This window comes from Lysinibacillus sp. GW823-FHT02G10 (assembly GCF_058797135.1).
On record NZ_JBXAJI010000001.1, the window covers coordinates 1295027 to 1320967 of the forward strand.

At 37.6% G+C, this 25941-nt stretch carries 27 protein-coding genes; 6 read left to right on the plus strand and 21 right to left on the minus strand.

All coding sequences use genetic code 11. The features are described 5' to 3' along the window. Positions 1–111 precede the first annotated feature (111 nt). The 4 genes from AC1RFD_RS06760 to AC1RFD_RS06775 all read right to left on the minus strand — a co-directional run bounded on the left by AC1RFD_RS06760 (position 112) and on the right by AC1RFD_RS06775 (position 4585). On the minus strand, positions 112–429 hold the full coding sequence (locus AC1RFD_RS06760; protein ID WP_485599447.1) for a hypothetical protein: 318 nt from the start codon (positions 427–429) through the stop codon (positions 112–114). A 40-nt stretch (positions 430–469) separates the two neighbouring features. Then, positions 470–1909: a MocR-like pyridoxine biosynthesis transcription factor PdxR gene (pdxR, locus tag AC1RFD_RS06765; protein ID WP_066036688.1), complete on the minus strand. Its 1440-nt coding sequence runs from the start codon at positions 1907–1909 to the stop codon at positions 470–472. Between the two features lie 133 nt (positions 1910–2042). Continuing rightward, a complete protein-coding gene (hemL, locus tag AC1RFD_RS06770) occupies positions 2043–3332 on the minus strand; it encodes a glutamate-1-semialdehyde 2,1-aminomutase (RefSeq protein ID WP_281217064.1) in 1290 nt (429 codons plus the stop codon). A 26-nt stretch (positions 3333–3358) separates the two neighbouring features. After that, entirely contained in the window at positions 3359–4585 is a 1227-nt protein-coding gene (locus AC1RFD_RS06775) for a benzoate/H(+) symporter BenE family transporter (RefSeq protein ID WP_281216392.1), read from the minus strand. Positions 4586–5175: 590 nt separating this feature from the next. On the opposite strand from AC1RFD_RS06775, the gene AC1RFD_RS06780 reads away from it, so the two are divergent. Next, positions 5176–6207 carry a S66 family peptidase gene (locus AC1RFD_RS06780; RefSeq protein ID WP_054550224.1) on the plus strand — a complete coding sequence of 344 codons (1032 nt, stop codon included), beginning with the start codon at positions 5176–5178 and terminating at the stop codon, positions 6205–6207. A 258-nt stretch (positions 6208–6465) separates the two neighbouring features. Here AC1RFD_RS06780 and AC1RFD_RS06785 read toward each other — a convergent pair whose 3' ends face one another. The 12 genes from AC1RFD_RS06785 to AC1RFD_RS06840 form a co-directional block, all read right to left on the minus strand. Further along, positions 6466–7008: a pyridoxamine 5'-phosphate oxidase family protein gene (locus AC1RFD_RS06785; protein WP_054550225.1), complete on the minus strand. Its 543-nt coding sequence runs from the start codon at positions 7006–7008 to the stop codon at positions 6466–6468. Between the two features lie 171 nt (positions 7009–7179). Further along, positions 7180–7653 carry a flavin reductase family protein gene (locus AC1RFD_RS06790; RefSeq protein ID WP_048393159.1) on the minus strand — a complete coding sequence of 158 codons (474 nt, stop codon included), beginning with the start codon at positions 7651–7653 and terminating at the stop codon, positions 7180–7182. A 59-nt stretch (positions 7654–7712) separates the two neighbouring features. Further along, positions 7713–9041 carry an MFS transporter gene (locus AC1RFD_RS06795; protein WP_048393044.1) on the minus strand — a complete coding sequence of 443 codons (1329 nt, stop codon included), beginning with the start codon at positions 9039–9041 and terminating at the stop codon, positions 7713–7715. A gap of 54 nt (positions 9042–9095) precedes the next feature. Then, complete coding sequence (locus tag AC1RFD_RS06800) at positions 9096–9962, minus strand: adenylyltransferase/cytidyltransferase family protein (RefSeq protein WP_081011024.1); 867 nt, start codon at positions 9960–9962, stop codon at positions 9096–9098. A 161-nt stretch (positions 9963–10123) separates the two neighbouring features. Further along, complete coding sequence (locus AC1RFD_RS06805) at positions 10124–10837, minus strand: cupin domain-containing protein (protein ID WP_115673652.1); 714 nt, start codon at positions 10835–10837, stop codon at positions 10124–10126. Position 10838: 1 nt separating this feature from the next. After that, positions 10839–11513, minus strand: coding sequence for a DUF2848 family protein (locus tag AC1RFD_RS06810; protein WP_054550227.1), 675 nt, complete (start codon positions 11511–11513; stop codon positions 10839–10841). Then, on the minus strand, positions 11513–12304 hold the full coding sequence (locus AC1RFD_RS06815) for a carbon-nitrogen family hydrolase (protein ID WP_054550228.1): 792 nt from the start codon (positions 12302–12304) through the stop codon (positions 11513–11515). Before AC1RFD_RS06815 ends, AC1RFD_RS06810 begins: the two co-directional genes overlap by 1 nt. A 28-nt stretch (positions 12305–12332) precedes the next feature. Continuing rightward, positions 12333–13799 carry a 4-hydroxyphenylacetate 3-hydroxylase family protein gene (locus AC1RFD_RS06820; protein ID WP_492474670.1) on the minus strand — a complete coding sequence of 489 codons (1467 nt, stop codon included), beginning with the start codon at positions 13797–13799 and terminating at the stop codon, positions 12333–12335. Between the two features lie 278 nt (positions 13800–14077). After that, positions 14078–14749, minus strand: coding sequence for a GntR family transcriptional regulator (locus AC1RFD_RS06825; protein WP_048393050.1), 672 nt, complete (start codon positions 14747–14749; stop codon positions 14078–14080). A 261-nt stretch (positions 14750–15010) separates the two neighbouring features. Then, the gene (locus AC1RFD_RS06830; protein ID WP_492474672.1) at positions 15011–16009 is read right to left on the minus strand and encodes an NADP-dependent oxidoreductase; all 999 of its coding nucleotides are present in this window, start codon (positions 16007–16009) and stop codon (positions 15011–15013) included. Positions 16010–16040: 31 nt separating this feature from the next. Beyond that, complete coding sequence (locus AC1RFD_RS06835) at positions 16041–16376, minus strand: ArsR/SmtB family transcription factor (protein ID WP_054550229.1); 336 nt, start codon at positions 16374–16376, stop codon at positions 16041–16043. A 189-nt stretch (positions 16377–16565) separates the two neighbouring features. After that, positions 16566–17162 (minus strand): SCO family protein, encoded by a 597-nt coding sequence (locus AC1RFD_RS06840; RefSeq protein WP_004227948.1) that lies wholly within the window; start codon positions 17160–17162, stop codon positions 16566–16568. Positions 17163–17747: 585 nt separating this feature from the next. On the opposite strand from AC1RFD_RS06840, the gene AC1RFD_RS06845 reads away from it, so the two are divergent. The 5 genes from AC1RFD_RS06845 (at position 17748) to brfA (ending at position 22284) form a co-directional block, all read left to right on the plus strand. Then, positions 17748–18083: a DUF485 domain-containing protein gene (locus tag AC1RFD_RS06845; protein ID WP_004227946.1), complete on the plus strand. Its 336-nt coding sequence runs from the start codon at positions 17748–17750 to the stop codon at positions 18081–18083. Then, positions 18084–19637, plus strand: a complete 1554-nt coding sequence (locus AC1RFD_RS06850; protein ID WP_016993894.1) for a solute symporter family protein — start codon at positions 18084–18086, stop codon at positions 19635–19637. Between the two features lie 481 nt (positions 19638–20118). Continuing rightward, positions 20119–20457 (plus strand): DUF485 domain-containing protein, encoded by a 339-nt coding sequence (locus tag AC1RFD_RS06855; RefSeq protein ID WP_048393058.1) that lies wholly within the window; start codon positions 20119–20121, stop codon positions 20455–20457. Positions 20458–20465: 8 nt separating this feature from the next. Next, on the plus strand, positions 20466–22010 hold the full coding sequence (locus tag AC1RFD_RS06860) for a solute symporter family protein (RefSeq protein ID WP_048393165.1): 1545 nt from the start codon (positions 20466–20468) through the stop codon (positions 22008–22010). A 97-nt stretch (positions 22011–22107) separates the two neighbouring features. Further along, positions 22108–22284, plus strand: coding sequence for a ribosome rescue factor BrfA (gene brfA / locus AC1RFD_RS06865; RefSeq protein WP_004227938.1), 177 nt, complete (start codon positions 22108–22110; stop codon positions 22282–22284). A 26-nt stretch (positions 22285–22310) separates the two neighbouring features. On the opposite strand, the gene AC1RFD_RS06870 is transcribed toward brfA, so the two are convergent. From AC1RFD_RS06870 to AC1RFD_RS06890, 5 genes are read right to left on the minus strand one after another with little or no spacing between them, the layout of a single operon-like run. Further along, positions 22311–23060 carry a TatD family hydrolase gene (locus tag AC1RFD_RS06870; protein WP_492474876.1) on the minus strand — a complete coding sequence of 250 codons (750 nt, stop codon included), beginning with the start codon at positions 23058–23060 and terminating at the stop codon, positions 22311–22313. Next, the gene (locus tag AC1RFD_RS06875) at positions 23050–23799 is read right to left on the minus strand and encodes an ABC transporter ATP-binding protein (RefSeq protein WP_103118201.1); all 750 of its coding nucleotides are present in this window, start codon (positions 23797–23799) and stop codon (positions 23050–23052) included. The genes AC1RFD_RS06870 and AC1RFD_RS06875 overlap by 11 nt, the downstream gene beginning before the upstream one ends. Beyond that, complete coding sequence (locus AC1RFD_RS06880; protein WP_492474676.1) at positions 23774–24547, minus strand: ABC transporter permease; 774 nt, start codon at positions 24545–24547, stop codon at positions 23774–23776. Before AC1RFD_RS06880 ends, AC1RFD_RS06875 begins: the two co-directional genes overlap by 26 nt. Further along, the gene (locus tag AC1RFD_RS06885; protein WP_004227928.1) at positions 24547–24837 is read right to left on the minus strand and encodes a thiamine-binding protein; all 291 of its coding nucleotides are present in this window, start codon (positions 24835–24837) and stop codon (positions 24547–24549) included. The genes AC1RFD_RS06880 and AC1RFD_RS06885 overlap by 1 nt, the downstream gene beginning before the upstream one ends. Before the next feature lies 1 nt (position 24838). Then, positions 24839–25834, minus strand: coding sequence for an ABC transporter substrate-binding protein (locus tag AC1RFD_RS06890; RefSeq protein ID WP_103118202.1), 996 nt, complete (start codon positions 25832–25834; stop codon positions 24839–24841). Between the last annotated feature and the right edge of the window lie 107 nt (positions 25835–25941).

Here is a 25941-nt window from a genome sequence, read left to right on the forward strand (position 1 = left end):
GTAAGAAGCGATTGCTCTAATTGAACAATCGCCTCTTCCCTTTTGCTGTATGTATTGGTAAACATTAAACACCATAATGAATCATCCATTTATCTTGTTTTATTGCTTCAGCTATTTTTTGATTAATTCTTCAAGTTCTGCAGATTGGTACTCGACATTGGCTTCACTCACCATATTTAAAAATTGTTTATGGGAGCTCGGTGGTGGTATCAAGGTTATCCCCCAATAGACGAGACTTTTAAATGGCCTATTTGTGTTGTGTGCAAAAGTTTCGAGGTGATGTATTTTTTTGCCAAAATCCTTAGAAAGCAGTTCATCAAAGAGGTCACCATCTACACCGATGCAATTGTATTTTTCAGGTTCATAAGCAGCATACTCCTTGTCTTTTTCTATACAAGCAATGATTCCAAACTCATGAATGTATGGCATAGTATCGCAACCCCCAATTCCCTTTATGCCCAGCTAATGATTACGTTTCTTGCAAGAGGATCTTTGCAAGACGAAAAATGCCTTCCTCAATGGCTTGCTCATCAATTTTAGCAAAGCCTAGTACCCATCCTTTTCGATTATTTTCTAAGCAATACTTGCTCAGTGGATAAACACGTATCCCATTTTCGAGTGCGAGGTTCGTCATTGCTTCTTCATCAAACGATTCTTCCGCCTCAAGAAGCATATGCAAACCCGTTTCAATGCCACTTAGCTTGAAACGTTCGGCTAGTCCTGTCGCCATAATTGCCTTTGTCATCGCTTCATGTCTACGTCGATAGACATTTCTGGCTCTCCTCATATGACGCATAAAATGACCGTGCTCAATAAAATGAGCAAGCGTTAATTGCTCCATAATGGGAAGATGCCGATAGGTTAATTGTTGTACTTGCGCAAGCTGACGAATAGCATCTTTGGGGCCGATAACAGCCGATATTCGTATGCCAGGAGCAACCATTTTAGAAAAACTCATCATATATAATGTGTTGTGAGGTTGTTGGCTAAACAAGGTAGGAAGCGGGCCACCTCGATACCTAAACTCACCATCATAATCATCTTCTACAATCCAGAATTGATTTTTCGCGGATTTTTGCAGCAATTGTTGTTTGCGTGGCTCAGACATTATGACACCAACCGCACATTGGTGAGAAGGTGTAACAAAAATAAGCTTGGTTTGTGGATCAATCTGCTCTACTTGTACGCCATACTCATCCACGGGTACAGCAACAACATTCATACGCCGATATTTCATGGTCATCCAGGCTGCAGGAAAGCCTGGATCTTCAACAGAAACCGTTTCTCCTTCCTTAAGAAGGGCTTGGGCAATCAGATCGATGCTATGCTGTGCGCCAGAGGTTAAGATGATTTGGTCAATCTCTACATGTACACCTCTTTCAAATGTCAGGTAACGTTGAATCTGTTCACGGAGCGGTGTGAAACCGTAGGCATCGCCATAGCCCCAATTGGTCAGATCTGTTTCTGCTGAAGCCTGTAAAAACGATTGTCGCCAAGTTTTTCGGAAATGCTCGTCCAAATACGGCTCATGGGGACAAAAATCGATTGCGACGTTTCCATTTTCTTTGCCTCTAAACCAACTGTTTAATTCATCAACTGCCACGTTTAATAAAGGTAATGTTGGCGTAGATGGACCTTGAGGAATCACCTCTTCTGCCAAGTTGGTTTTAAACCCCCATTCACTTACTCTTGTTCCTCCACGCCAATTTGTCACAGTATACCCTCGACTAAATAATTCCTCATAAACAATTTGTATGGTTGAGCGTGAAACACCTACTAATAAGGCGAGTTCTCGGGATGGAGGAAGTAACTCCCCTGGTGGCCATTTGCCTGTTGTAATATGATGAATAGCTTGGTCAAGTAACTGTTGCCATATAGGATTTTTATCGTCTCGGTTAACTTGTAACATTCAATTCACTTCCAGTTAGAATAGGGATTGTTAAAATATGCGAAAATTAATCGTTTTGTACCGTCAATAAGTATTATACTATCAAATCGATCATTTTATAGATATAGGATGTTTGTAGTCCACTTTGCATCATCTAATTACACGACATCCTTTTAAAGGCTACATCTGCAGCATGAATCGTTCTATCAATATCATGTATGGAATGAGCAGTCGAGATAAATATGCTTTCATATTGAGAAGGAGGTAGAAGTATACCCTCTTTAAGCATTTCTTTATAAAAACGGCGAAACATCTCAGCATCTATTTTTTGAGCATCATTAAAATTTTGTAAGGGATGATCGATGAATGCGTAGCCAATCATTGTCCCAGCTTTCGTTGTTTTAAGTGGAATATGATTGTTATGAGCTACTTTTGATAAGCCTTGAATAAGCCGCTCTGCTAACGCTTCGATATACGTATAACTGTTATGATTTAATTTATTGATTGTGGTATACCCTGCTACCATAGCGATTGGATTACCCGATAAGGTTCCAGCCTGATAAATACTACCTTCAGGTGCAATGTGATTCATGATTTCTTTTTTTCCACCATATGCCCCAACAGGCATCCCTCCACCAATGATCTTTCCTAAACATGTTAAGTCTGGTTTTATGTTATATAGCCCTTGAGCAGAGTGGTAATCTATACGAAAACCAGTCATGACCTCATCGAGTATAAATAGTCCACCATACTTTGTAGTGAAAGAACGTATTGCTTGAAGAAATTCAGGGTTAGCTGGTATTCCCGCCATATTGCCTGCAAACGGTTCTACGATGACTGCTGCTATTTGTGAGCCATATTTATCAAAGATCTTTTTCAGGACTTCGATATTATTATAAGGTATGGAGATTGTATGCTTAGTGATCTCTATAGGTACACCCAGACTATCAGGAAGGCTGAAGGTAGCAATTCCTGAGCCTGCCTTTACTAATAGATGATCACTATGCCCATGATAGTTTCCATCAAATTTCACAATCATGTCTTTGCCAGTAAAGCCTCTAGCTAGTCTAATGGCGCTCATTGTCGCTTCTGTACCCGAATTAACCATTCGAATCTTCTCTATGGAAGGTATGCGAGTAGCTATTAATGTTGCTAGCTTATTTTCTTGTAAAGTTGGCAATCCAAAACTTGTCCCCCTCATGATGGCTTCAAGAAGTGCATCTGAAACTTCCTTATCTGCATGTCCATGAATTAATGGCCCCCAAGATAGAACATAATCTATATAGCGATTGCCATCAATATCATATATGTTTGAGCCTTTCCCGTGACTCATAAAAATTGGCTCCATCCCAACTGATTGAAATGCTCTCACTGGGCTATTTACCCCACCAGGCATAAGTTTTTTTGCTATTTCGAAGGCTTCTATTGATTTTTTCGTATCGATGTTAAAAACCACCTTTCGTAGTGATATTATCTTTGTCTAATTTGTTGTCCCTCATTTATACTTTGCTGTTTTCTAAGCAATGGAACATTCATTAATAAATGTGCGCCCAAACCAGCTACAAGCCCCCAAAATGCCCCGCCAACTCCAAGTAAAGTAACATTTGCGGCTGTTGCCAAAAAAGTAATGAGTGCTGTTTCGCGTCCAATAGGATTTGTTAAAGCATTGGCAAGGCTACTACCAATTGTGCCTAGCAACGCTAATCCCGCTAATGTTGCAATGAACGTAGCTGGGAGAATTAAAAACAATGCAGCCAATGTTACCCCAAAAATTCCGACAATTATATATAAAATGCCACAGACAATACCTGCAATATAACGTTTTCTTGAATCCTCATGAGCGTCCTTCCCCGTACAGATGGCTGCTGTAATTGCTGCTATGTTAAAAGCATGCGATCCAAAGGGTGCTGTCAGGAGTGATCCCAATCCTGTTACAATCAATATCGGATTGGCACTCGTTTTAAATCCATCATTTCGCAACACTAACATGCCTGGCATGTACTGTCCTGTTAAGGTAATAATAAAAAGCGGCAAAGCGACACCCAATAATGCATGTAGAGAAAACGTTGGCGCAACAAATACAGGAGACGCGAAGGCCAACTCGATATGGCTGAAATCTACCTGCCCCATACTTATTAAATAAATCAAGCCAATGACTAGAATACCTACAATTGCATAGCGAGATGTAAACCTTCTTAGAACGATATACGTAGTAAACAGGACGATGACAAGTAAAGGTTCCACTTTCGCACCACCAAAGGCTGAAATACCAAATTGTAATAAAATACCTGCCAGTAGACCTGAAGCAATACCTGGAGGAATAAGTTGGACAAAACGTTCGAACATGCCTGATAAACCTAACAAAACAAATGCTATTGCAGAAATAATATAAGCTCCAATGGCTTCAGCATATGGGGTAACAGCTAAAGCCGAAACAAGAAACGCCACGCCTGGTGTTGACCAGGCTGTAATAATGGGTTCACGATATCGGTAACTTAGCCAGATACCCGTTACCCCCACACCAATGGAAATCGACCATATCCATGATGCAGTCATTTCTGGACTTAGACCGGCAACCTTGGCAGCCTGAAACACCAAGATAAAAGTGCCCCCATAGTTAACTAAGACAGATATAAAAGCAGCGATGGTGGGCGACAGGAAATCCCGTACATTCAGTGAAACGTATGTTGAGTTCATACACTTTCCTACCTTTCTACAAATTATTTTAATCTCTTCTTCATACTAGAAATTCATCACGTATTCTCGTCCTTTAAGGACTGTTCCCTTGTGGAATGTCGTTTTCCTATTGTCATTAGCCCTCTGTATGTAACGTGTCATTCCATTAAAATGTCAATTTGCTTGATTCCAAGTAACGCTTTACTTGCCGCTTTTTGATAAAATGTCAATCTACCTGAACTAAACAGTAGCACTTCCCCTCCTTGCTAATAAATGAACGGTCTTAGCATAACGTAATACGGATTGATAAAAAACATCCAAAACTACGAATTTTAGCAGTCCATAAAATTAGGTACAATAAAAAAACACTATCCTTATATTGTAGTTTTAAAAAAGAATTGAACGTTTAAAACAAAGATTGATTAAAAAAACTGTGTTGCTATGTAGGTTTTTTTGTCAACAAACGGGCCAGATTGTGAAATAAAATCATTTTGTGCAATGTTACCAAACAAGAATTTAGTAGCTTATTTAACATAAATGATAGACTGTTTAAAAATTTCCATTAATATGTTATTTTTAATGAAATTAAATCTAATTTGAGGTGAATTTATATGTTATTAAAGCCAAATAAACTCCAGCAAGGAGATTATATCGCCACTATAAGTCCTTCTTGGGGAGGTGCTGGAGATCCAGAATTAAAATGGCGTTATGAACAGGGCGTAAAAAGACTTGAAGAGGTTTTTGGACTGAAAGTTATAGCAATGCCAAATAGCTTGAAAGGTGCAGATTATCTAGACAAAAATCCAAAAGCACGTGCAGAGGACTTAATGATGGCTTTTAAGGACCCCAAGATTAAAGCTATTATTGCAAATATTGGTGGAGATGATAGTGTTCGTTTACTCCCTTACATTGATTTTGAGGTTATAACTAAAAATCCTAAAATTTTAATGGGTTATTCAGATGTAACGATTGCTCATTTATTTTGTTTGAAGGCGGGTATATCTTCATTTTATGGACCAGCAATTTTAACCGATTTTGCAGAAAACGTTGAAATGAACTCATATACCGTTCAATCTATTCAGAAAACGCTATTTTCTAATGAAGTAATAGGTGAAATTGTTCCTTCTGTAGAATGGACAAGTGAGCATTTAGAATGGATAGAATCAAATAAAAATCAAAAACGCACAATGCAACCTAATAAAGGATACGAATTGCTGCAAGGTAAAGGTATAGTGCAGGGACGTTTAATAGGAGGGTGCATTGAAGTACTAGAGTTTGCTAAAGGTACCGTGCTATGGCCTGAAGAAAAATACTGGGAAAATTGCATCCTTTTCTTTGAAACATCTGAAGATCAACCGGAGCCTAACCTACTTAGATATTGGCTGAGAAACTACGGTGTACAAGGTATTTTACAAAAAGCAAACGGAATTATATTTGGTAAACCACAAGATGAAAAGTATTTCGAAGAATACAAAGAAGAGATTTTAAAAGTGATGGGAGAATTTAACTTGGAGGATACACCAATTCTATACAATATGAACTTTGGACATACTGAACCAAAATTCATTTTACCTCTTGGTGCATTAGCAGAAATTAATTGTAATACAAGCTCTTTTACTATTTTAGAAAACGCTGTACTGTAAGATGTTAGCGGCTTTTTGGGATGAATAAGGATATTCAATAATCGGGCGCAATTTTGGAACAACATAGCTAAAAAATGTTCAAACTTTTTTATAAAAATCTCATACTTATCTATAGAGAGTAACTCCATTTTGAGCAATCTTTTTTCAAAATGGAGTTTTTGATGTTGCTATTAGATAAGGATTAAGGGATGGGATATTTTTTAATCCATCTTTATTCTAGTTTACAGTGATTTGATTTACCAATTTCTAAAACCAATACTATGTATGTGGGATTTTCTCAATATTGAACATCTCCCCTAAGGCAATTGGATTTTCTTTCGCGGTAATATGTTGAGGATCAATACGGTAAACTTGAACAGGCCCTCCGAAAACGGCTGATCGATATTTATCCACGTGTTGCTGGGATAAGGGGCGATTATAGTAACCAGGTACATATTTATTTATCATTTCTTGCAACATGTGTGTCGCTTCATTCAAATCCAAAATAGGCTGAGCCTTGCCAAAAACCATGACACTCATATAAGCCGTGTCCGTTTTTGCAGGTACTGGATTTGTAATGGTTCCATATTCATCGCAAACCGTAAAGCAAACCTCTGGGTTCTCTTCCATCACTTGATTTCGTCTCCCGCCAGTGGCTCCATGGAAATAAAGCACTCCATTTGTCCACACAAAATTAAGGGGGACAACATATGGCAAATGACCATCAACCATACCCAAATGCCCAATGCGAGCTTGCTGCAAAAATGCATCAATTTTGTTCTTGTCCAACACTTCTCTGACTTTATAACGTACCTTATCCATTGTTATCACTCCTACTTGTAGTATGATGTGATTTTATCAACCTTTGGATTGAATAAAAACGTCCATAACTACAGCAATTAAGCAATCCATTTTCCAACTTGAAACAAAGACAAAACCACCGTTCAACAAAGAATGCTCAAACGATGGTTCTACTTTTTAGAAGATAGGTAATTATAAGCTTATTGGCTGACTAACTTTGCTATATTTGCCTTCAAAGAACGCAAGTGGTGAACCATCGCTCATCTCAATATCGGTTACCTCTCCAATAAAGAGTGTATGGTCTCCTGCAATTTGTTTGCTATGAACATTACATACAATATTTGCTAATGCATTTTTTAATACCGGTAGTCCATTTACCCAGTCAAATTCAACTTCACGTTCTTCTTTAATTTGTCCTGCAAAATGCATGGATAGCTCTTTTTGTTCCTCTGATAATATATTCACAGCAAATTTACCTGAAGTATTAATTTTATCTAGCATTCTAGCTTTTTCGCCAATGGATATTAAGACTAATTTCGGGTCAAGCGAAACGGACATAAATGCGTTTGCTGTCATACCGTGTGCTTCCCCTTCAATCACAGTCGTAATTACTGTTACCCCTGTAGCAAATTTACCCATTGCATTTCTAAAAGTTCTATCATCCATCATGTTATTTCCTCCTTAAAATTCCTAAATTTATTATTTGAATATTCTGATATAAAAAGCTATTTAATAACCAATTCCTTTTGAGGCAATGATTGCTCTACTAAGCTCTCTTCTATTACTGGCGCTTTGCGTAAAAATGTAACAGAGATAAAGGAAGCCACTGACAGAATCACAATGAAAATAGCGAGTGGAATCCAGGAGTTATTGTAAGTGCTAAGTAAAACTGTCGCAATCATAGGAGCAGTTCCTCCAAACAACGCCGACCCTGCTTGATAACCAAGTGTTATTCCTGTATAGCCGACATTCGTACTAAACATTTCTGTAAACATGGTGCCAATTATACTGGCAATAGCTGACCATAGAATGCCTAAACCGATAATAGAAGCGGCATAAGCCCAAAACGTTGATGCTGTTGATAATAAATAATAGTAAGGGAAAGAGAATAACGCAATTCCTGCCGCTCCCATCATGAATAGGCGTTTACGTCCCAGTACGTCAGATAATTTCCCCATGACTGGAATACACAATGTCGTCACAATAGTTGCAGCAGTAATAATGTTCAGTGCTGTAGTCCTTGAGAAACCAATGTTATCTGTTGCATAGGAGATAAAGAATGTTGTGAAAACATAGAATGGACCCACTTCCACACATTTTGCCCCTAAGGAAATTAATACAGCTTTCCAGTGATAACGTAATGTCTCAAAAAGGGGTACTTTTACAACATTGCCTTTTTGCTTTTCTTCACTAAATGCCGATGTCTCCTCGATGCCACGGCGTATCCAGAATCCCGTAATCACTAGAACGGCACTTAATAGAAAAGGAAGTCTCCAGCCCCATGAAAGAAATTGCTCCTCTGGAAGCAAACTGACGATTGAAATAGCCGTTGTGCCAAGTAGCATACCTAGAGGTATTCCCATTGCAGGAAAACTTCCAAAGAATCCTCGTTTTTCTTTTGGTGCATTTTCAACTGCTAGGAGAACAGCGCCTCCCCATTCCCCACCAACAGCTATACCTTGGAGGAGTCTCAAGAATACTAGTAGAATAGGCGCGAAAATGCCGATTGAACTATATGTTGGTAGCAAGCCTATACATACGGTTGAAATCCCCATTAATAAAAGTGAAACAACAAGGGTGTTTTTCCTTCCAAATTTATCGCCCATATGACTAAAAATGAGCCCACCAAGAGGTCGAATGAAAAACGTTACACCAAACGAAGCATAAGCGAGTAACAGACTTACATATGGATCATGGCTTGGGAAAAATAATTTATTGAAGACAAGCGCTGCCACGGTACCATAAAGAAAGAAATCGTAAAATTCAATTGTACTGCCAACTAAACTAGCGAATAATACTTTTCGGGAACTTGCAGTTGATTTTTCTTTTCCCATTCATCACATTCCCCCAACTATTTGTTTTTTTATATACAGATTTGTGGATAAACTTTAATTCCAAATAGGGATTGTATCCATATAAGCGACTCTGTTAAAAAATTTCACCGTTATTTCCTTTTGGTGTACCTCTTTCAATCTTTCTAATTTATTACTAAGCAGTTCAAATCTGATTTCGTGAGAGCTATTATGGTTTAAAAAACCTTGAATGGTTTTACAGCCATTAGTAATCTCTACTTTGTATAAACCTTGTTTTGGCAAAACATATTTACCCTGAATTTGAAAAGCCATACTATTCAATTGCGGTTGTCTATACAAATCTTTCGGATAATTTATAAATCCTTTTACTTCATAATGTTTGCCCAAGTAGTATGGAACTAGGTGAACATCCCCTTCACTTATTAACTCTCTAATGAATGTTGAACTTATTTTGTTATCATTCGTGACCCTTTTGGAGATCACTGTCACTTTAAAGGGATTGTATCTACTAGCCTTGCGCAAATAATTTATATTGCCTTGTGCTTTATAGCCAAAGTTAAAGTCAAAGCCCACAACAATGTGTGTAGCATGGAGCTTGATGATATATTGGTTAATAAATTCACTTGCAGGAAGTGAAGCGAAAAGCGATGTGAATTTCATGACAAAAACTTTATCAACACCGATTTGAGACATTTCTTCAAGCTTAGAAGACAAAGGGGTTAAATATTTTCTATCTGTTTCACCTTTGATAATCTCACTAGGGTGAGGATCAAAAGTCATGACTGATAATTTACAATTATTTTTATGAGCAATTTTCTTTGCTTGCTGCAGTAAAAATTGATGGCCTATATGAACACCGTCGAAAAAGCCTAACGCCATTACATGGGGTTCTTGCATGTCAAAATGCTCCTTCATTGGATGTGTTAAATGGATAATTTCCACTACGCTTCACCTTCCTTACAAGTTAGCTAATCTTTAATGTATACTGTACTGTGTATACATTGATGAACAATAAAAATGTAGAAGTTTATATGCATCAGAGGCAATTTTAGATGAGATTCTTGACCCCATCTAAAAAATTAGCTTCTCTAAAATTGAATCGCTTATTTATTGGCGTAATAGCGAACTTCGAAAATTTTACAGCCATTTGGGGACTGCCATGGTCCATGCTCCATTCCAGGAGGACGACACGCAACCATTCCTGCTGTAAATTCCTCGTTTAAACGTAAATCAATTAACGATCCTTCGATAATGTATAATTCTTCCCAGAAATCATGAATTTGCACACCGTCTGGAGATGTATCTGTCCCTGCTCCTAGTTCTAGAATACGTGTTGCTACTTCAGTACCTGGAATCTGTGCAATAATTCGTTGGGAGGAGCCTTCTACAGTTTTTGATGGGACAGCCTCAAACGTCTTGAAGTCAACAAACTCATGCTCTTGCTTTTCCTGATCAGCATAATAACGAACTTCAAAAATTGTGCAGCCATTTGGGGACTGCCATGGCCCATGCTCCATTCCAGGAGGACGACATGCAACCATTCCTGCTGTAAATTCCTCATTTAAACGTAAATCAATTAACGATCCTTCGATAATGTATAATTCTTCCCAGAAATCATGAATTTGTACACCGTCTGGAGATGTATCTGTCCCTGCTCCTAGTTCTAGAATACGTGTTGCTACTTCAGTACCTGGAATCTGTGCAATAATTCGTTGGGAGGAACCCTCTACAGTTTTTGATGGGACAGCCTCAAATGTTTTGTAATCAACAAATTCATGTTCTGGTTTAATAACCACTTCTATTTCTGAATTCCCCATTTCATACTACCTCCGCATCTGTTAAAATATGAACCTTATAATCTAGTTGAATTTTTCGGTCTGTTAAAGCATCATACAATTCTGCTGAAAAACCATCACCGTAAATAAATTCTCCAGTTACGATTGGTAGAGTCCCACAAAAAACCATCAAATCCTCACTGTAATATCCACGCTCTGTAATAATTTTTATTAGCTCTTTTGGATGCAAAAACTCTCCAAGTGTTCCAGTTTGGTATTCTTTTTTTTCACCATTCACAATCATCCAACTTCGCATTTCAATGTCATCCCAGCGACTCTCTATGTCATCTAGCAACCAAAATTGAGTGGAAATCGGCTTACTGCAAACCTGTTTGGATTTTTGAATGGACAATTTTTCAAGCTCCCGATCTGTGTGATCACTACCCAGTCCTACGTACCATTTCCCTTTCACGTTCATAATAACGACTTCTGCTTCTCCACTACTACTTTCCTGAACTACTGAAATGGATGGACTTGTTGTAAGAAGATTAGTTGAAACATCGTAAATCATTGGCACTTGAGGTGGGGCTGGAACACCAATCTCTCTTAATTCATCAATATGTTTTTTTACAGATGCTTGATCTTTACCTGTATAGCCAGCAATAAGTAAGCGTTTAGGTGTAGCCTCCATTTGCTTTCCAGAAACGATAATATTCATTAAATCAATTCCTCCTGTCTATCTAAAACTCGATGCTTTAAATTAGGGAAGGCATCACGAATAGTAGCAATTTGGGAAGGATCAATTTCTGTTTTTACAATGGTTTCCTCATCGCCTCCACTTGCCATAACTATTCCCCAAGGATCAACCACTTGACTGTGACCACCTAACTGGATGCCATGTGTATTACCTACACAATTACTTGAAATTAAGAAACATTGGTTTTCTAATGCGCGTGCTGTATTAAATATTTTCCAATGCTCTAATCTAGCATGTGGCCAAGCAGATGTCACAAGAAGTAATTCTGCTCCTAAATCAACTTCTGCGCGGTACAATTCAGGGAAACGTAAATCATAGCAAGTTGATAATCCTACCTTCCCAAAGTCCGTATCTACTACAGTCGTTTCGATTCCTCTTGTTAAAATTTTCCCCTCTTGCGAACCATAACGGAATAAATGTATTTTTCTATAGGTTCCAATGAGTGTACCCTCGGGAGAAAATAGAACACTTGTGTTATAGTACTTTCCATTGTTTCTTTCTATGAAACTGCCTGCAAATAGATAGGATTGGATTTCTTTTGCCTTTGAAGAAAATCGCTGTACAAAATCACCGTTTATTTCTTCTGATTCATCAACATAACGATCAAATGCAAAGTACCCTGTCGCCCATGTTTCGGGTAGTACAATTAAATCTTGTCCCTTTAATTGATCAATCATTGCTTCGACACGATCGATACGAGCATTTTTCGATTCCTGATCTTTAATCTCTAACTGTATTGATGCAATTTTCATTTTTTCAACATCCTTTTATCTTTTTTTCCTAAACCAGCTCCTCCACTTGCGTAGGAAGGGAATAACTTTCTAAAAATGTTTCAACCATTTTTACTGGCTCTTCATATCCATAATTTCTAAATGAATAGCCTTTCGTAACGAATGGTGCACCATTATAGAACAATTCATATTGTTGATGTCTACCACCAAACTCTGAGCCAATGATATCCCACACTAACTTAAATAATTTGATTCTCTCTTCAGCTCCAACTCCAGTTGAACGAATATATTGATAGATATCATCTTTCGTCTCAGGATTAATCATTTCTTTATAGGAAGAAGGTAATTGTAAAACACCTCCACCACAAAGCTCCCTTAAAATCCGAATCGTAGACGCATAAATAATATCCTGTTGACCAACTACACCATACAGGAAACGTGGATCTGGTCGAGCGACCCCATTTTTATCAATCGTGCAGTTATATTCGGATGCTAATAGGTTACCTTCAACAGAAGCTGCAATGGATGCCAACTCACCTAGCTTTTCTTGAACAGAAGGAATTTTATCAATGCCATTCATAGCTGTTACTTTACGTGCTGCACCAATTAAGAATTTCAATTTATTACTAAATCTTATTTGAGCTTGATTATTGCCTAATACGTGAGCTGGTGTTTCATGGAACTGAGCTCTTACAATATCAATGTTTTTATACACAAAAATATCTGTCCATGGAATAAATACATCATCAAAAACCACTAACGAATCACTTTCATCAAAACGAGAAGACAACGGATAATCAAATGTACTCGGTGATTTTTCCGCATAGCTAGGTCTTGCATAGAATTTTAATCCTTTCGCGTGAATCGGTAAGACAAAGGATAATGCATAGTCTTCATCCCCAGGACGGAGTGGCGTAAGACAGCTTACAAATAAGTAGTCGGATACTGCTGAAGCTGTACCAAGCATTTGAGAACCTCTCACAATAATACCGTCCTCTACCTCTTCATAAACGCCTACAGGAAGGTATTTATCTTCTAGTTCATGAGCTGCTTTACTTCGATCAATTTGAGGAGGAATAATTACGTACGTTACATATAAATCATTATCTCGTACATGCTTATAGAAATTTAAAACATTTTCTCCATAGGCTTTTCCTCCACGTTCGAATACTTCAGGTGCACTAGCAAATGAAGCTAAAAAACTAGCAACATGATCAGGGCTTCTTCCAACAAAACCACAAGTGGCCTCAGACCATTTTGAAATGGCCAATCTTCGTTCTTTCAGTTCTTCACGACTCTTGGGAATCATATAAATTTTGTTTGCTAGCGTTCCATCTTCTGTTTGATAAATCATATTGTTTGATTCATCTAACGCTAAATCATATAAACCTGCAATTGTATTTGTAATACCTTTAAAGGCAGGATGTGTTGCTACATCTTTGACTCTTTCCCCATTTATGTAGATCACACGATCGTCTTTCAATGCTTGTAAGTACTCTTGACTTGTTCTCACCATATTTAATTCCTCCCCATGTGTTGTTTAAATAGAAGCTATAAGAGACAATCTTTCAGAAATTAATGAACCCAATCAAGTATTCTGTATACTGTATTGTGTATACATAAATCTCTGAAATAATTCAAAAAATTACAATAATTCAGCATGGACGAAGACGCAAGCGCTTACACCGAACAAATAAGTAAACCTCTCACGCTTTAAAATTTATCTTCATTGAAGTACACCCTACACGATAGTAGTAACTTCCTTAACACCTCCCTTCAAAGCATTCATGACTATTAGCTATTATCAATAACCATTAATGTTTCTTTTGTTTTTTCTAAATGATTTAAAATCATTTTTGAAGCTAAATCAGGATTTTTTTCCTCAATAGCTTGAATAATTTGTTGATGCTCAACTAAAACACTTTTCATTCTTCCAGGCTGCCTAATTGCTCTTAAGCCCATTAGCTGTGTTAGATTGTGCAAATTGGTCAAAATTTGTTCCATTATCGTGAATTTAGCCAACTTTGTAAGCGACAAATGAAATTCATGGTCTAACCCAATAAATCGGATAGCATCATCATTTTGGAGCGCTTCATCTTGTTGCTTCAAAATTAGCTTGAGTGACTTTAGCTGCTCAGGAGATGTTATGATTTCAATTAGCTTCTTTACTGCCTCCACTTCAATAGCACTTCTTAATAAGAACACTTCTTTTTGCTCATCTTCCGTCAGTTTTTTTACAGTCATTCCTTTTCTGGGAATAGAGACAAGTAAACCTTCCTTTATCAAGTCTTGAAGAGCTGCTCTTACTGGCGTTCTTGAAGTATTTAATTTCTCTGCTAATTGAACCTCTGTAAAGATCTCATCACTCGTTATACCACCGTATAAAATCGCTTTTTTAATTTCTTTATACACTTTGTCTTGCGTTGTTTTTTCCTTCTCAATCGGCTTTAATTTTGCCCCTTCCATAATAATCCATCCTTTTTATTAAGTCTTTACCATACGAAATTAAAAATTTGAATTTATATGAATGGTTTAAACTCTTTATGTTTTATGTATACATAATACAAAACACTTTTATTATAAGTCAACATTATTTTTTGTTTTTTCTGAAATTTTAACTCTGCTATAAACAGTCAGCCCTTTTCCAATCTCATCTATCCTGCAAAACAAGAACTGTGAAAACTGAAAAGGGCTGTTTGAATTAAAGAATTTCAGGGAACATAAAGACTATTTCATTTTTACGATAATCTTCCCCTTTGCTCTACCTGACTCCGCATATTCCATCGCCTTTTGAGCATCTTCAAATGAAAAAGTTCTATCAATGACTGGTTTGATTTTACCAGATTCAATTAAATCGGCGATTATGCGTAATTGATCGCCACTTGGTTTCATAAATAAGAAGGAATATTGAGCATGATATTTCTTTTCAAGTGAGGTCAGTTTATGACTTGCTGCTGAAAATAATAATGTTTTGAAAAATCCTGAACCATATTCTTTGGCGAAACGTGCATTCGGCGTGCCTGATACGGAGACAATTTTTCCACCATCCTTGATAATCTCGAAAGATTTTTCTAAGGTCTTTCCTCCAAGCGTATCAAAGACTGCATCATAATTTTTCAGTATAGCTTCAAAGTTTTCTTTCTTATAATTAATCACTTTATCTGCACCCAAAGATGTAACTAGGTTTGCACCAGCTTCGCTAGCCGTTGTTGCCACTGAGGCACCCATTACTTTTGCTAGTTGTATAGCAAAGGTACCTACACCACCAGAGCCAGCATGAATTAAAATCTTTTGACCTTTTTGTAATTGCATGATGTCATGTAAAGCTTGGTATGACGTTAAGCCAACCAGTGGGATTGATGCAGCTTCCTCAAAGCTCAAATTTTTAGGCTTTAGGGCTATGTCATCTTCATGAATCGAGATATATTCCGCAAAAGTACCAATTTTACTCTTCCTTGGACGTGCATAAATTTCATCTCCTACTTTAAAGCGAGTCACTTTTACGCCAACCTTTACGACGACTCCTGAAAAATCATTTCCAAGGATCAGTGGCATTTTATAGTGGATTAACAGCTTTACTTTCCCATCACGGATTTTAAAATCAATCGGATTAATACTTGCTGCATGGATTTCAGCAAGTACCTCATATTCATTTATTTCAGGTGTAGGCACTTCTGCCATGTGCATTGGGGCTTTGCCATATTGATCTATCACCATTGCTTTCATCGTTCATTCCTCCAGATAACCTACTATATTGTCAATAAAATTCCGTTAACAACGTCTCAATATCCAACACCAGATTTTTTAACGAACCTAGTTTTGTCCGTATATCTATATAGTAAAAGTTTTTTGTACCTTCTTTGCGCATTAAAATAACACCAGCATCTCGCAAAATCTTAAGATGATGTGACACAGCTGGTCGAGATAGATGTGTTTGTTCTGTGATTTCACCTACACGCAATCCCGTTTGACAATCTGTGCTCATTAATACCATTAAAATAGCTTGTCTGGTTTCATCACCAATTGCTAATAGTACCTTTTGAGAATTTATAAAGTCGTCCTTAATCAAGTTAAGCTGGTCCTGTTTATTCATTAAAATCCCTCCTCTTACTAATCAGTTGAATAGTTTAAGTTAATGAACCATTGCTGCATATAACGATATAATATTGCCGTATTCGCTGCAATATTGGGAAAGTAAATCGAGACGAATGATTTTTAAAGGCGTACATCTTACTTTCCCCTCTTTCCATAAAAAAACACAGAAGTCACATGGACTTCTGTGTTATTTGCTCTCCTTAATAAGAGCCTTCATATCTCCAACGATTGTTTCAACTGGTACGTTTGTCGCGCCATCATAGTCTTTTACAACTGTGCCGTCTGCGTTTACTAAATAATAGCTCGACATATGTATGACTTGGTCTGAGTTAGGATCGTTTTTAACTAATGAATTAAATGATTTACGTGCAAATTGTTCAATGAATTTTTGTTGATAGCCAGTTAGTAGCTGCCATTTGCTTTCATCTACAACATTATACGTATTTAAGTAATTTGTTAAAACATCAGGCTTATCCACTTCTGGATCGACGCTAAATGCCACAATTTGATAATCTTCAAGGCCTTCATCCTGTAATGCTTGTTGAACTTCTGTCATATTAAATGTCATGGGTGGACAGATTGTCGTACAGTTTGTAAAAATAAACATGGCTAGCCAAGGCTTACCTTTAAGATCATCTAGGGTCACTTGTTCATTTTTTTGATTTGTTACTGTGAAATCTTGAACCTCGAGATTTAATGTTGGTTCAAACTTGTAACTACCGCAAGCAGCTAGAATGCTACTAAATGCTAGAACTAAAACTAGCAATATACTTTTCTTTGTCATTAGTGGTGCCCACTTCCCTTCATTTCATCACCTTATTTTATTCATTATAGAAGCTAAACACAAGATAATGGACTTACACCCAGATGGCTATTTGTATAACATGTGAACATTAACTGATTCTGGAATTCCACCTCACTAATTCTTCCAAATGACACATCCTTTTTAAAAATTTTTTCATAGCTTTTTTTTATCATTTTCGTTATTTCCCAAAATCTCAGATAATTGTTATATAACAAATTATTTCTACTTAACAAGCTCCCCTGGAATTTAATAGCAGAATAATAAAATACAGAAAATTCTCTTTTATGTTTGTATTTTCTCCTACATTCATTTTTATCAACAACAAACTATTTTAACAATATTATTTCATCAGAAAACCGCACGCTCTTTTAAACAGAATTTTTCTAATAAATCCTTATTATTTCTATGTTATTTCCACAAAACAGAAGTGACTAAAAATTATAAAAACTCAAAATTTAGTATTGCATTATAGGATTCTCCCCCATAAAATAAGTGAATATAACGACGAACGAAAAAGAAATATGTCGTTTAAAACAGAAATATATAACTTTAGGGGGAAAAATAATGGCGAATGTTTCAAGCAAAAAACAGGCCCAATCAATTGATTATCATGCAATTGAAGCAATGGAATCGTTTAATAGCTTTGTAAAAAAGAAAAATACCTTTCTTTTCTCGATTACAGCAGTGTTTTTAATTCTTTATATCCTGCTTCCGATTCTTGCTTTCCAGCCTGTACTACAACAAAAATTCTTCGGAAATATTACGGGTGTATGGGTTTATTCTGCAGGATTATTTATCATGACCATTGTGCTTTGTACAGTATATGTAAAAAAAGCTGCTTCATTCGATAAAGCTGCAGCCGCTGTTCTTGCAGAGTATCAGGCGAAAGGTGGAAAATAAATGAATATCGTATCTATAGGTTTCTTTTTAGCTATTGTTGGCTTAACACTTGTTGTTACTTATATTGCAGCAAAGCGTACATCTTCTGCGGCTGATTTTTACACTGCTGGTGGTGGTTTAAAGGGGTGGCAAAACGGCTTTGCGATTGCTGGTGACTATTTATCTGCGGCAGCCTTTCTTGGGGTGTCTGGTGCAATTGCCTTAACTGGCTTTGATGGTTTCTTCTTTTCTGTAGGCTATGTAGTAGCGAATTTAGTGCTGCTTTATGTCATTGCTGAGCCAATGCGAAACTTAGGCCGCTACACGTTAGCAGATATGTTAACGGCTCGTTTCAATGAAAAGCGAATTCGTGGTGTGGCAGCGTCTGGTACCATTATTATCGTAATTCTTTATATGATTGCACAGCTAGTTGGTGCTGGTGCATTGATTAAGCTATTATTCGGTATTGAGTATTGGATTGCCGTTTTAATTGTCGGTGTTATGATGACAACTTATGTATTGTTTGGTGGTATGACAGCGACTTCTTGGGTGCAAATCATTAAAGCAAGTCTATTATTATTCGGAACAGGTTTATTAGCGGTTTTAGTGTTAATGAAATTTGACTTCTCTCTTATGAAGATGTTCGACACAATTGCAGTAGATCATGGCGAAAAGTTCCTTGTACCTGGAATTAAGTATACAAGCACAATCGACTCCGTTTCGATGATGATGGCTTTAGTTTTAGGAACATCTGGTTTACCACATATTTTAATGCGTTTCTTTACAGTAAAGGATGCAAAGACAGCACGTGCCTCTATTTCTTGGACAACTTGGATTACAGCTATTTTCTTTTCATTAACAATTTTCTTAGGGTTCGGTGCATTAAACTTTGTAGGTTTAGATCAAATTCTTGCTGAAAGTAAGGCTGGTAATACAGCTGCTCCGCTTCTTGCGCATTACTTAGGTGGAGATGTATTGATGGCATTTATCGGCGCAGTGGCATTTGCGACTATTTTAGCCGTTGTTTCTGGTTTAGTACTAACAGGGGCTTCAGCCATTTCTCATGATATTTATGGAGAAATCATTAAGGGCGGTAAATTAACAGAGAAGCAACAGGTAGTAGCAGCTCGTACAGGCTCTATCTCGATTGCGATCGTGTCTATAATTCTCGCTCTGTTTGCACAAAGCTTAAACGTTTCATTCCTAGTATCATTCGCCTTTTGTATCGGTGCGTCAGCAAACCTACCTGTAATCCTTTATACAATCTATTGGAAGAAATTTAATTCTACAGGTGCTGTAACTGCGATGGTAACGGGGTTAGTATCATGTTTAATTTTAGGAGCAATGGGACCAAATGTGTGGAGCCCTGTTGAAGGTGCGGCTATCTTTGTTGGACAACCACTTGTGCCACTTGCTGTTCCAGCGATTATTACGATTCCATTAGGCTTTATTGCTGGATACTTAGGTACTGTTCTTTCATCTAACAAAGTGCCACAGGAAGAAGCAGAACGTATTTATAAAGAAATTCGTGTGAAAGCAAATACAGGCGTGTCTGTCTCTGATATTTCACATTAATATTTATACACCTCCTGCATAATGAATCTCAATTCAAAAAATGCAAAAAAATAGGCAAAAAATTCGATTTTTGGTCGAGTTTTTCGCCTTTTTTGTTATTCAATATCTACCAATTTATTTATCGAACAATATTATTTCACTTCCAAAAAACAGAAAAAATCCAATTTTCACTAGGTAAATAGTGTTTATTTTTAATTGAAAAAACAAGATTTTTTTGTAAATTTACCCTTCATTTTTTGTTAAGAATCTAGATTTCTCTTCACTTCATTTATTTATCTGAATTTTCTAAAACCCTTTATATTCTTGGCTTTGCGCCATTTTTTCTCTCTTAAGAGTATTTTCTGAAAAATTTTTTTTACATAATTTTTCTGAAATGTATTGCAATTTTGTGAACTGTTACATAAAATGAAAATGTGAATTCACTAAACTAGCAAAATCAAGTCTTGAGGTAGAAAAAATATACACAAAATGGGGAATGTTAATGGCGAACAATCAAGCAAAAAAAGGTATCGTGATTGACTATGATTCAATTGCAAATCAAGAATCATTTAAGTCTCTTGTACGAAGAAAGAACTCTTTTCTTTGGTCAATGACTGCCATATTTTTATCGGCATACATGTTGTTACCAATTCTGACATCGTACACGACAATTCTACACCAAAAGGCATTTGGGGAAATTACTTGGGTGTGGATCTATGCAGCAGGTCTTTTCATCATGACATGGGGGTTATGTCATTTATATGTAGCAAAGGCAAACAGCTTCGATAGAGAAGCAAAAGCGATTATCGCTGAATACGAGAACGGAGGTGGCCGCCGATGAGTAACGGAATGAGTCTTACAGCCATATTCTTCTTCGTAGCCATTGTTGGTTTAACATTAGTTATTACATGGTGGGCATCTAAACGTACATCTTCAGCAAGTGATTTCTATACTGCTGGTGGTGGCTTAACAGGCTGGCAAAATGGACTAGCTATCGCTGGTGACTACTTATCAGCAGCATCCTTCTTGGGTATCGCTGGTGCTGTAGCATTATTTGGATTTGATGGATTCTTCTTCTCTATTGGTTATTTAGTAGCTTACTTAGTGGTATTATATATCGTTGCTGAGCCATTACGTAACCTTGGGAAATTTACATTAGCTGACATGATTACAGCGCGTTTTGATAACGCCAAAGTCCGTGGAACAGCTGCTTTAAGCACTATTACAATTGTTTTATTCTACATGATTGCACAACTAGTTGGTGCAGGAGCACTTATTCAATTACTTTTAGGAATCGACTATTGGATCGCCGTATTAATCGTAGGATTCATGATGACAACTTACGTACTATTCGGTGGTATGACAGCAACATCTTGGGTACAAATTATTAAAGCTTGTCTTTTAATGTTGGGTACAGTTATTATTTCGTTCTTAGTATTAAAAGAGTTCGGCTTCAGTATCTCTACAATGTTTAAAGAAATGACAACGGTTACTGACAGTGGAGCTGCTTATTTAAACCCAGGTCTTAAATATACAAATGGACTTGATACAATCTCTATGTTAATTGCGTTAGTATTAGGTACTGCGGGTCTTCCACATATCTTAATGCGTTTCTTCACAGTAAAAGACGCGAAAACAGCTCGTTCATCTGTTATTTGGGCTACTTGGATCGTAGGTATCTTCTACGTTCTAACAATTTTCTTAGGCTTCGGTGCAGCAGCATTCGTTGGGAAAGAAGATATTATCGCAGCAAACGCTGCTGGTAACATGGCTGCCCCACTTCTTGCAGAAGCACTTGGTGGCGACATTCTATTCTCATTCGTTTGTGCAGTAGCATTCGCAACAATTTTAGCGGTAGTAGCAGGTCTTGTACTTTCTGGTGCATCTGCCCTATCTCATGATATTTATGGACAAATTATCAAAAAGGGTAAAATTACAGAAAAAGAGCAAGTTCTTGCAGCTCGTATCGGTTCGATTACAATCGCTGTTATTTCTATCCTATTAGCACTTGGTGCACAAACATTAAACGTTGCATTCTTAGTATCTTTAGCATTCTGTATCGCAGGATCTGCTAACCTTCCAGTTATCATCTACACAATTTATTGGAAACGCTTTAATACAGCGGGTGCTGTTACTGCGATGTTAACAGGTTTAATCTCTGCGTTAGTATTAGTTGCTATGTCTCCAAACGTTTGGAATCCAGTTGAAGGTAAGGCAATTTTCGTTGGTGATCCTTTAATTATGTTAACGAACCCAGCCTTAATCTCTGTACCACTTGGTTTCCTTGGTGGTTTCATCGGCACATTACTTTCTAAAGAAACAGATGATGCGAAGTATCGTGAAGTTGACGTTAAAGCAAACACAGGTATTTCTGTACAGGACGTATCTCACTAATACACTCGACAGCCTCGTAAGTATCTTGCTTACGAGGTTTTACTTTTTCTTCCCTATTCGCTACTATAGAATTAAAAATGAATTGGAGGCGATGCTCATGTCACAATCTAAAGCTAAAAAGAAGCGGATGCACATTAAACGCACAGTTGGTAAAGATGTTGAAAAAAATCGACAATCTATCTCTTTTAGTACACATGAACGTCTAACGAAAACAAAAAACGAAAAATTAGAGCATGATTATACGAAATATAAAAAGCAGTATAAGGACGAATAACTCGTACCCTATACTGCTTTTTCTTATTAAAGCCGATAAAATGTTTTCGTGTTTCGTGTAATAATTTTGGCCACTTCCTGTGTTGATAGCCCTTTGATGGAGGCAATCACCTCAATCGTTGAGTGCATCATCCAGGGAGATGTACGCTTCTTCGTAAACGGTCCCTCAAACGGCCAAGGTCCATCCGTTTCTACCATCATTAGTTCAATGGGATAAGCATGAATTAGCTGTTGAATTTCCTCTTCGTACAAGCAATCTGGCGTAATGGAAATAAAATAACCTCGCTCTATCATGCGCTTCACAATAGCTTCATCCCCTTTAAACCAATGAAAATGGGCTTCGTGAAGGTGATGCTTTTCCAGCAAATCACACACAATATGGGCGTCCTCATATACTGCGTGTAACACAATTGGCTTGTCCAGCTCCTTCGCCAATACAACAAAACGCTCTAATAGCGCCACATAGGGACGTTCATCAATCGCTTGCTCTTGTTTTAAATAATAAGGTAGACCCACCTCACCAATAGCAACCATATCATCCTGATGCGAATGAATCCAATCAAATAAAGCTGTCTCATCATTTGGACTTAGTAAAGGCTGTTCAGGATGAAAGCCAAAAGCAGCCTTTACTTGCTGATAGCTATTCGATAAACGCAACGTTCTTTCACAAGAGGAAAGTTGCATACTAACCGCGATTACAGCTTTCACTTCTTCTAATAAGGAAGGAATTTCCTCATCGGTGTACTGATCCAAATGAATATGCGCATCAATCAACATACATATCACCCTTTTCCTCCTGTAAATACATAAATAATTGTTGCTTTAACGCTGTGAATGCTGCAGAATGTCGAATTTCCTCTTTCCGAGGTCTTTCAAACGGCACGATGATTTCCTTTTTAACGGTAGCTGGACGTTTGGTTAAAACAAGTATGCGATCTGCTAAAAAGAGAGCTTCCTCAATACTATGTGTAACAAATAGAATGGATTTGCGGTACTCCTCCCAGATAGATAAAAGCCATGCTTGCATTTCCAGTCGAGTAAATTCATCCAACGCAGAAAATGGTTCGTCTAAGCATAAAATCGGCTTATCACTGACCATTGCTCGAATAAAGGACACACGCTGCTGCATGCCTCCAGACAGTTCGTTCGGGTAGGCATGGATAAAAGAGGCAAGACCAACCTTTTCTAACCATTCCTTGGCACGTTCAACATTTGGTTTATGTTGTAATTCCTCTACAAGCGTGACATTTTCTACTATTGTACGCCAGGGTAATAGACATGGCTGCTGTGGCATATAGCCAATCGTTCCTTTTTTTTGTTGGATATCCTCTCCATTTAATAAAATGGCTCCTTGATCAATTGGCGAAACACCACCAATTAATTGAAAAAGTGTACTTTTACCACTGCCTGAAGGACCAACGATGGCCACAAACTCTCCATCCTTGACGTCAAAAGAAAGTTGATCAAGGACTTTGAGCGCGTCGAAGGATTTAGCGATGTTTTGAATGCTGAGCATGATAGCCTCTTCCCTTCACCATGAATTTTTCAATTAAACGAATACCACTAAACAATAGTAAGCTCAAGAGAACAATCGCAAAAATTGCCACAAATACGCGATCCGTACGGAAGGAGGATTGGGCTAGGGTCATGTAAACACCAATACCCTTTTTTGCACCAAGCCATTCCGCAATCACAGCCCCCATCACACTATATGTAGCCGCAATTTTAATGCCTGAAAAAATAGCAGGATAGGCATAAGGCCATTCCAGCTTCCAAAAGGTTTGTGCCCTTGTAGCACCAATCATGGCAAAATAATGCTTTAATTCTGGAACTGTTTGTCTAAATCCATCCATCGCTGCAATGACTATCGGGAAAAAGCACACAAGACAAATAATGATAAGCTTCGGTAATAAGCCAAAGCCAAACCAAATAATAAGGAGCGGTGCCAAGACAAGAATAGGAACATTCTGCGACATGATAAGAATTGGATAAAACAGTTCTCGAATAAATGTAAATCGATGCAACACTATTGCCACCGTTAGCCCACAAGCGATGCCAATGGCCAAACCTAGTAGAGCTAATTGTACTGTAGCGAATGCATGTGGTAGAAAGGTTTGATACGACTGGATGGCTTCTGACAAAATACTACTTGGTGTGGGTACTAACCAATGAGGAACTTCAGCAAACCGCACGATTAGTTCCCATATGAACAAGAGGAAGGCGATAAAAATTATCGTCCTTCCCTTCTGTAATGCACGTTTCATTACTGATATTTCTCCGTTAATGTATCCATCGTAATACCCGTTGGCTGATATAAAATTTTCACTTGTGTAATGACATTAATGGCACCAAGTTCAATCATCTTCTCATTCATTTTTTCAATGATTTGGAGCAATGTTGAAAGCTCACCCTCCATCGTTGTTTCCAATGGATGTACCTCATATTTCACCCCAGAAGCATCGATCACCGCAATTGCTGCATCGACATATGGTATAACATCTTCATATTTCTCTGTCTTCGGAATGATTTGTACACTGATTAATGAATTTGCCATCTTATTTGGCCTCCTTTTTAGGTAAGAAATCATTAGTAAAGGCTTTTTTCGCATCAAATTCGCCCTCTAGTACTTGATTGCTTGACATCCATTTCGCGTAATTTTCCCACACAGAAAGCTTTTGCTCTCCCCATTGCTTGGCATCATCCTGATATTTATCAGCCAGCCATTCCTGACTTTTATGCACTAACGCTTTATCTAAATCAGGAGCTGCTTCGATTAAAATATCAGCCGCTTCACTTGGGTTTTCAATTGCGTATTCATAGCCCTTCGATGCAGCTGCCACAAAGGCTTTGACTACATCCGGGTTGTCCTGTATCATTTTTTCATTTGTAGCTAAAACTGGCGTATAATAATCCAATTGATCACTATAATCTGTAAGATATAGCATATTAATCTTTTCCCCACGCAGCTCAGCCTCAATCCCAGTCCATGCATAATAAATCCAAGCAAAATCTATATCTTTTTCCATCATTGTGAAGAAATCTAAATCCCCTGCATTGACGATATCTAGCTTATTAATATCTGCCTTTTCTTTTTGCATGAGTGATTGTAAAACGGCTTGCTCTAATGGCGCGCCCCAACCACCATAGGTTTTACCTTCAAAATCCTTTGGCGATGTAATGCCCTTTGAAGCAATAGAAGCAAAGCCAGATGTATTATGCTGTATAATTGCTGCGATGGAGACCAGCGGCACATCCTGGACTCGTGCCTGTGTTATGCCTTCCTGATAGCTCACGCCAAAATCCGCCTTTCCAGAAGCAACAAGCTGATCTGCGCCCGCCTCACCAGGCATAATAATATCAACATCTAAACCCTGTTCCTCAAAATAACCGAGTTTTTTGGCAACATATAGTCCTGTATGATTTGTATTCGGCGTCCAATCCAGTACCACAGACACCTTTTTCAGCTTGTCTGCAGCCTGCTTGTCATCCTTGTCACTACAGCCTACTAATGTCAATAGTGCTGCCAATAAAATAAAAAACCATTTTTTCATGCGAAAGCCTCCCAGTTTGTAATATGAAAGTGTTCATGAATGAATGTTGTTACCAGAAGAAAGCGTATACAATGTTGGCAAGCTGTTGCTTGAAAACATAAAAAAAC

Bases quoted from the DNA above. Each gene is read 5' to 3' on its own strand.
- AC1RFD_RS06760 (WP_485599447.1), bottom strand. From the start codon at position 429: ATGCCATACATTCATGAGTTTGGAATCATTGCTTGTATAGAAAAAGAC.
- pdxR (WP_066036688.1), bottom strand. From the start codon at position 1,909: ATGTTACAAGTTAACCGAGACGATAAAAATCCTATATGGCAACAGTTA.
- AC1RFD_RS06775 (WP_281216392.1), bottom strand. From the start codon at position 4,585: ATGAACTCAACATACGTTTCACTGAATGTACGGGATTTCCTGTCGCCC.
- AC1RFD_RS06780 (WP_054550224.1), top strand. From the start codon at position 5,176: ATGTTATTAAAGCCAAATAAACTCCAGCAAGGAGATTATATCGCCACT.
- AC1RFD_RS06785 (WP_054550225.1), bottom strand. From the start codon at position 7,008: ATGGATAAGGTACGTTATAAAGTCAGAGAAGTGTTGGACAAGAACAAA.
- AC1RFD_RS06790 (WP_048393159.1), bottom strand. From the start codon at position 7,653: ATGGATGATAGAACTTTTAGAAATGCAATGGGTAAATTTGCTACAGGG.
- AC1RFD_RS06795 (WP_048393044.1), bottom strand. From the start codon at position 9,041: ATGGGAAAAGAAAAATCAACTGCAAGTTCCCGAAAAGTATTATTCGCT.
- AC1RFD_RS06805 (WP_115673652.1), bottom strand. From the start codon at position 10,837: ATGGGGAATTCAGAAATAGAAGTGGTTATTAAACCAGAACATGAATTT.
- AC1RFD_RS06810 (WP_054550227.1), bottom strand. From the start codon at position 11,513: ATGAATATTATCGTTTCTGGAAAGCAAATGGAGGCTACACCTAAACGC.
- AC1RFD_RS06815 (WP_054550228.1), bottom strand. From the start codon at position 12,304: ATGAAAATTGCATCAATACAGTTAGAGATTAAAGATCAGGAATCGAAA.
- AC1RFD_RS06820 (WP_492474670.1), bottom strand. From the start codon at position 13,799: ATGGTGAGAACAAGTCAAGAGTACTTACAAGCATTGAAAGACGATCGT.
- AC1RFD_RS06825 (WP_048393050.1), bottom strand. From the start codon at position 14,749: ATGGAAGGGGCAAAATTAAAGCCGATTGAGAAGGAAAAAACAACGCAA.
- AC1RFD_RS06830 (WP_492474672.1), bottom strand. From the start codon at position 16,009: ATGAAAGCAATGGTGATAGATCAATATGGCAAAGCCCCAATGCACATG.
- AC1RFD_RS06835 (WP_054550229.1), bottom strand. From the start codon at position 16,376: ATGAATAAACAGGACCAGCTTAACTTGATTAAGGACGACTTTATAAAT.
- AC1RFD_RS06840 (WP_004227948.1), bottom strand. From the start codon at position 17,162: ATGACAAAGAAAAGTATATTGCTAGTTTTAGTTCTAGCATTTAGTAGC.
- AC1RFD_RS06845 (WP_004227946.1), top strand. From the start codon at position 17,748: ATGGCGAATGTTTCAAGCAAAAAACAGGCCCAATCAATTGATTATCAT.
- AC1RFD_RS06850 (WP_016993894.1), top strand. From the start codon at position 18,084: ATGAATATCGTATCTATAGGTTTCTTTTTAGCTATTGTTGGCTTAACA.
- AC1RFD_RS06855 (WP_048393058.1), top strand. From the start codon at position 20,119: ATGGCGAACAATCAAGCAAAAAAAGGTATCGTGATTGACTATGATTCA.
- AC1RFD_RS06860 (WP_048393165.1), top strand. From the start codon at position 20,466: ATGAGTCTTACAGCCATATTCTTCTTCGTAGCCATTGTTGGTTTAACA.
- brfA (WP_004227938.1), top strand. From the start codon at position 22,108: ATGTCACAATCTAAAGCTAAAAAGAAGCGGATGCACATTAAACGCACA.
- AC1RFD_RS06870 (WP_492474876.1), bottom strand. From the start codon at position 23,060: ATGTTGATTGATGCGCATATTCATTTGGATCAGTACACCGATGAGGAA.
- AC1RFD_RS06875 (WP_103118201.1), bottom strand. From the start codon at position 23,799: ATGCTCAGCATTCAAAACATCGCTAAATCCTTCGACGCGCTCAAAGTC.
- AC1RFD_RS06880 (WP_492474676.1), bottom strand. From the start codon at position 24,547: ATGAAACGTGCATTACAGAAGGGAAGGACGATAATTTTTATCGCCTTC.
- AC1RFD_RS06885 (WP_004227928.1), bottom strand. From the start codon at position 24,837: ATGGCAAATTCATTAATCAGTGTACAAATCATTCCGAAGACAGAGAAA.
- AC1RFD_RS06890 (WP_103118202.1), bottom strand. From the start codon at position 25,834: ATGAAAAAATGGTTTTTTATTTTATTGGCAGCACTATTGACATTAGTA.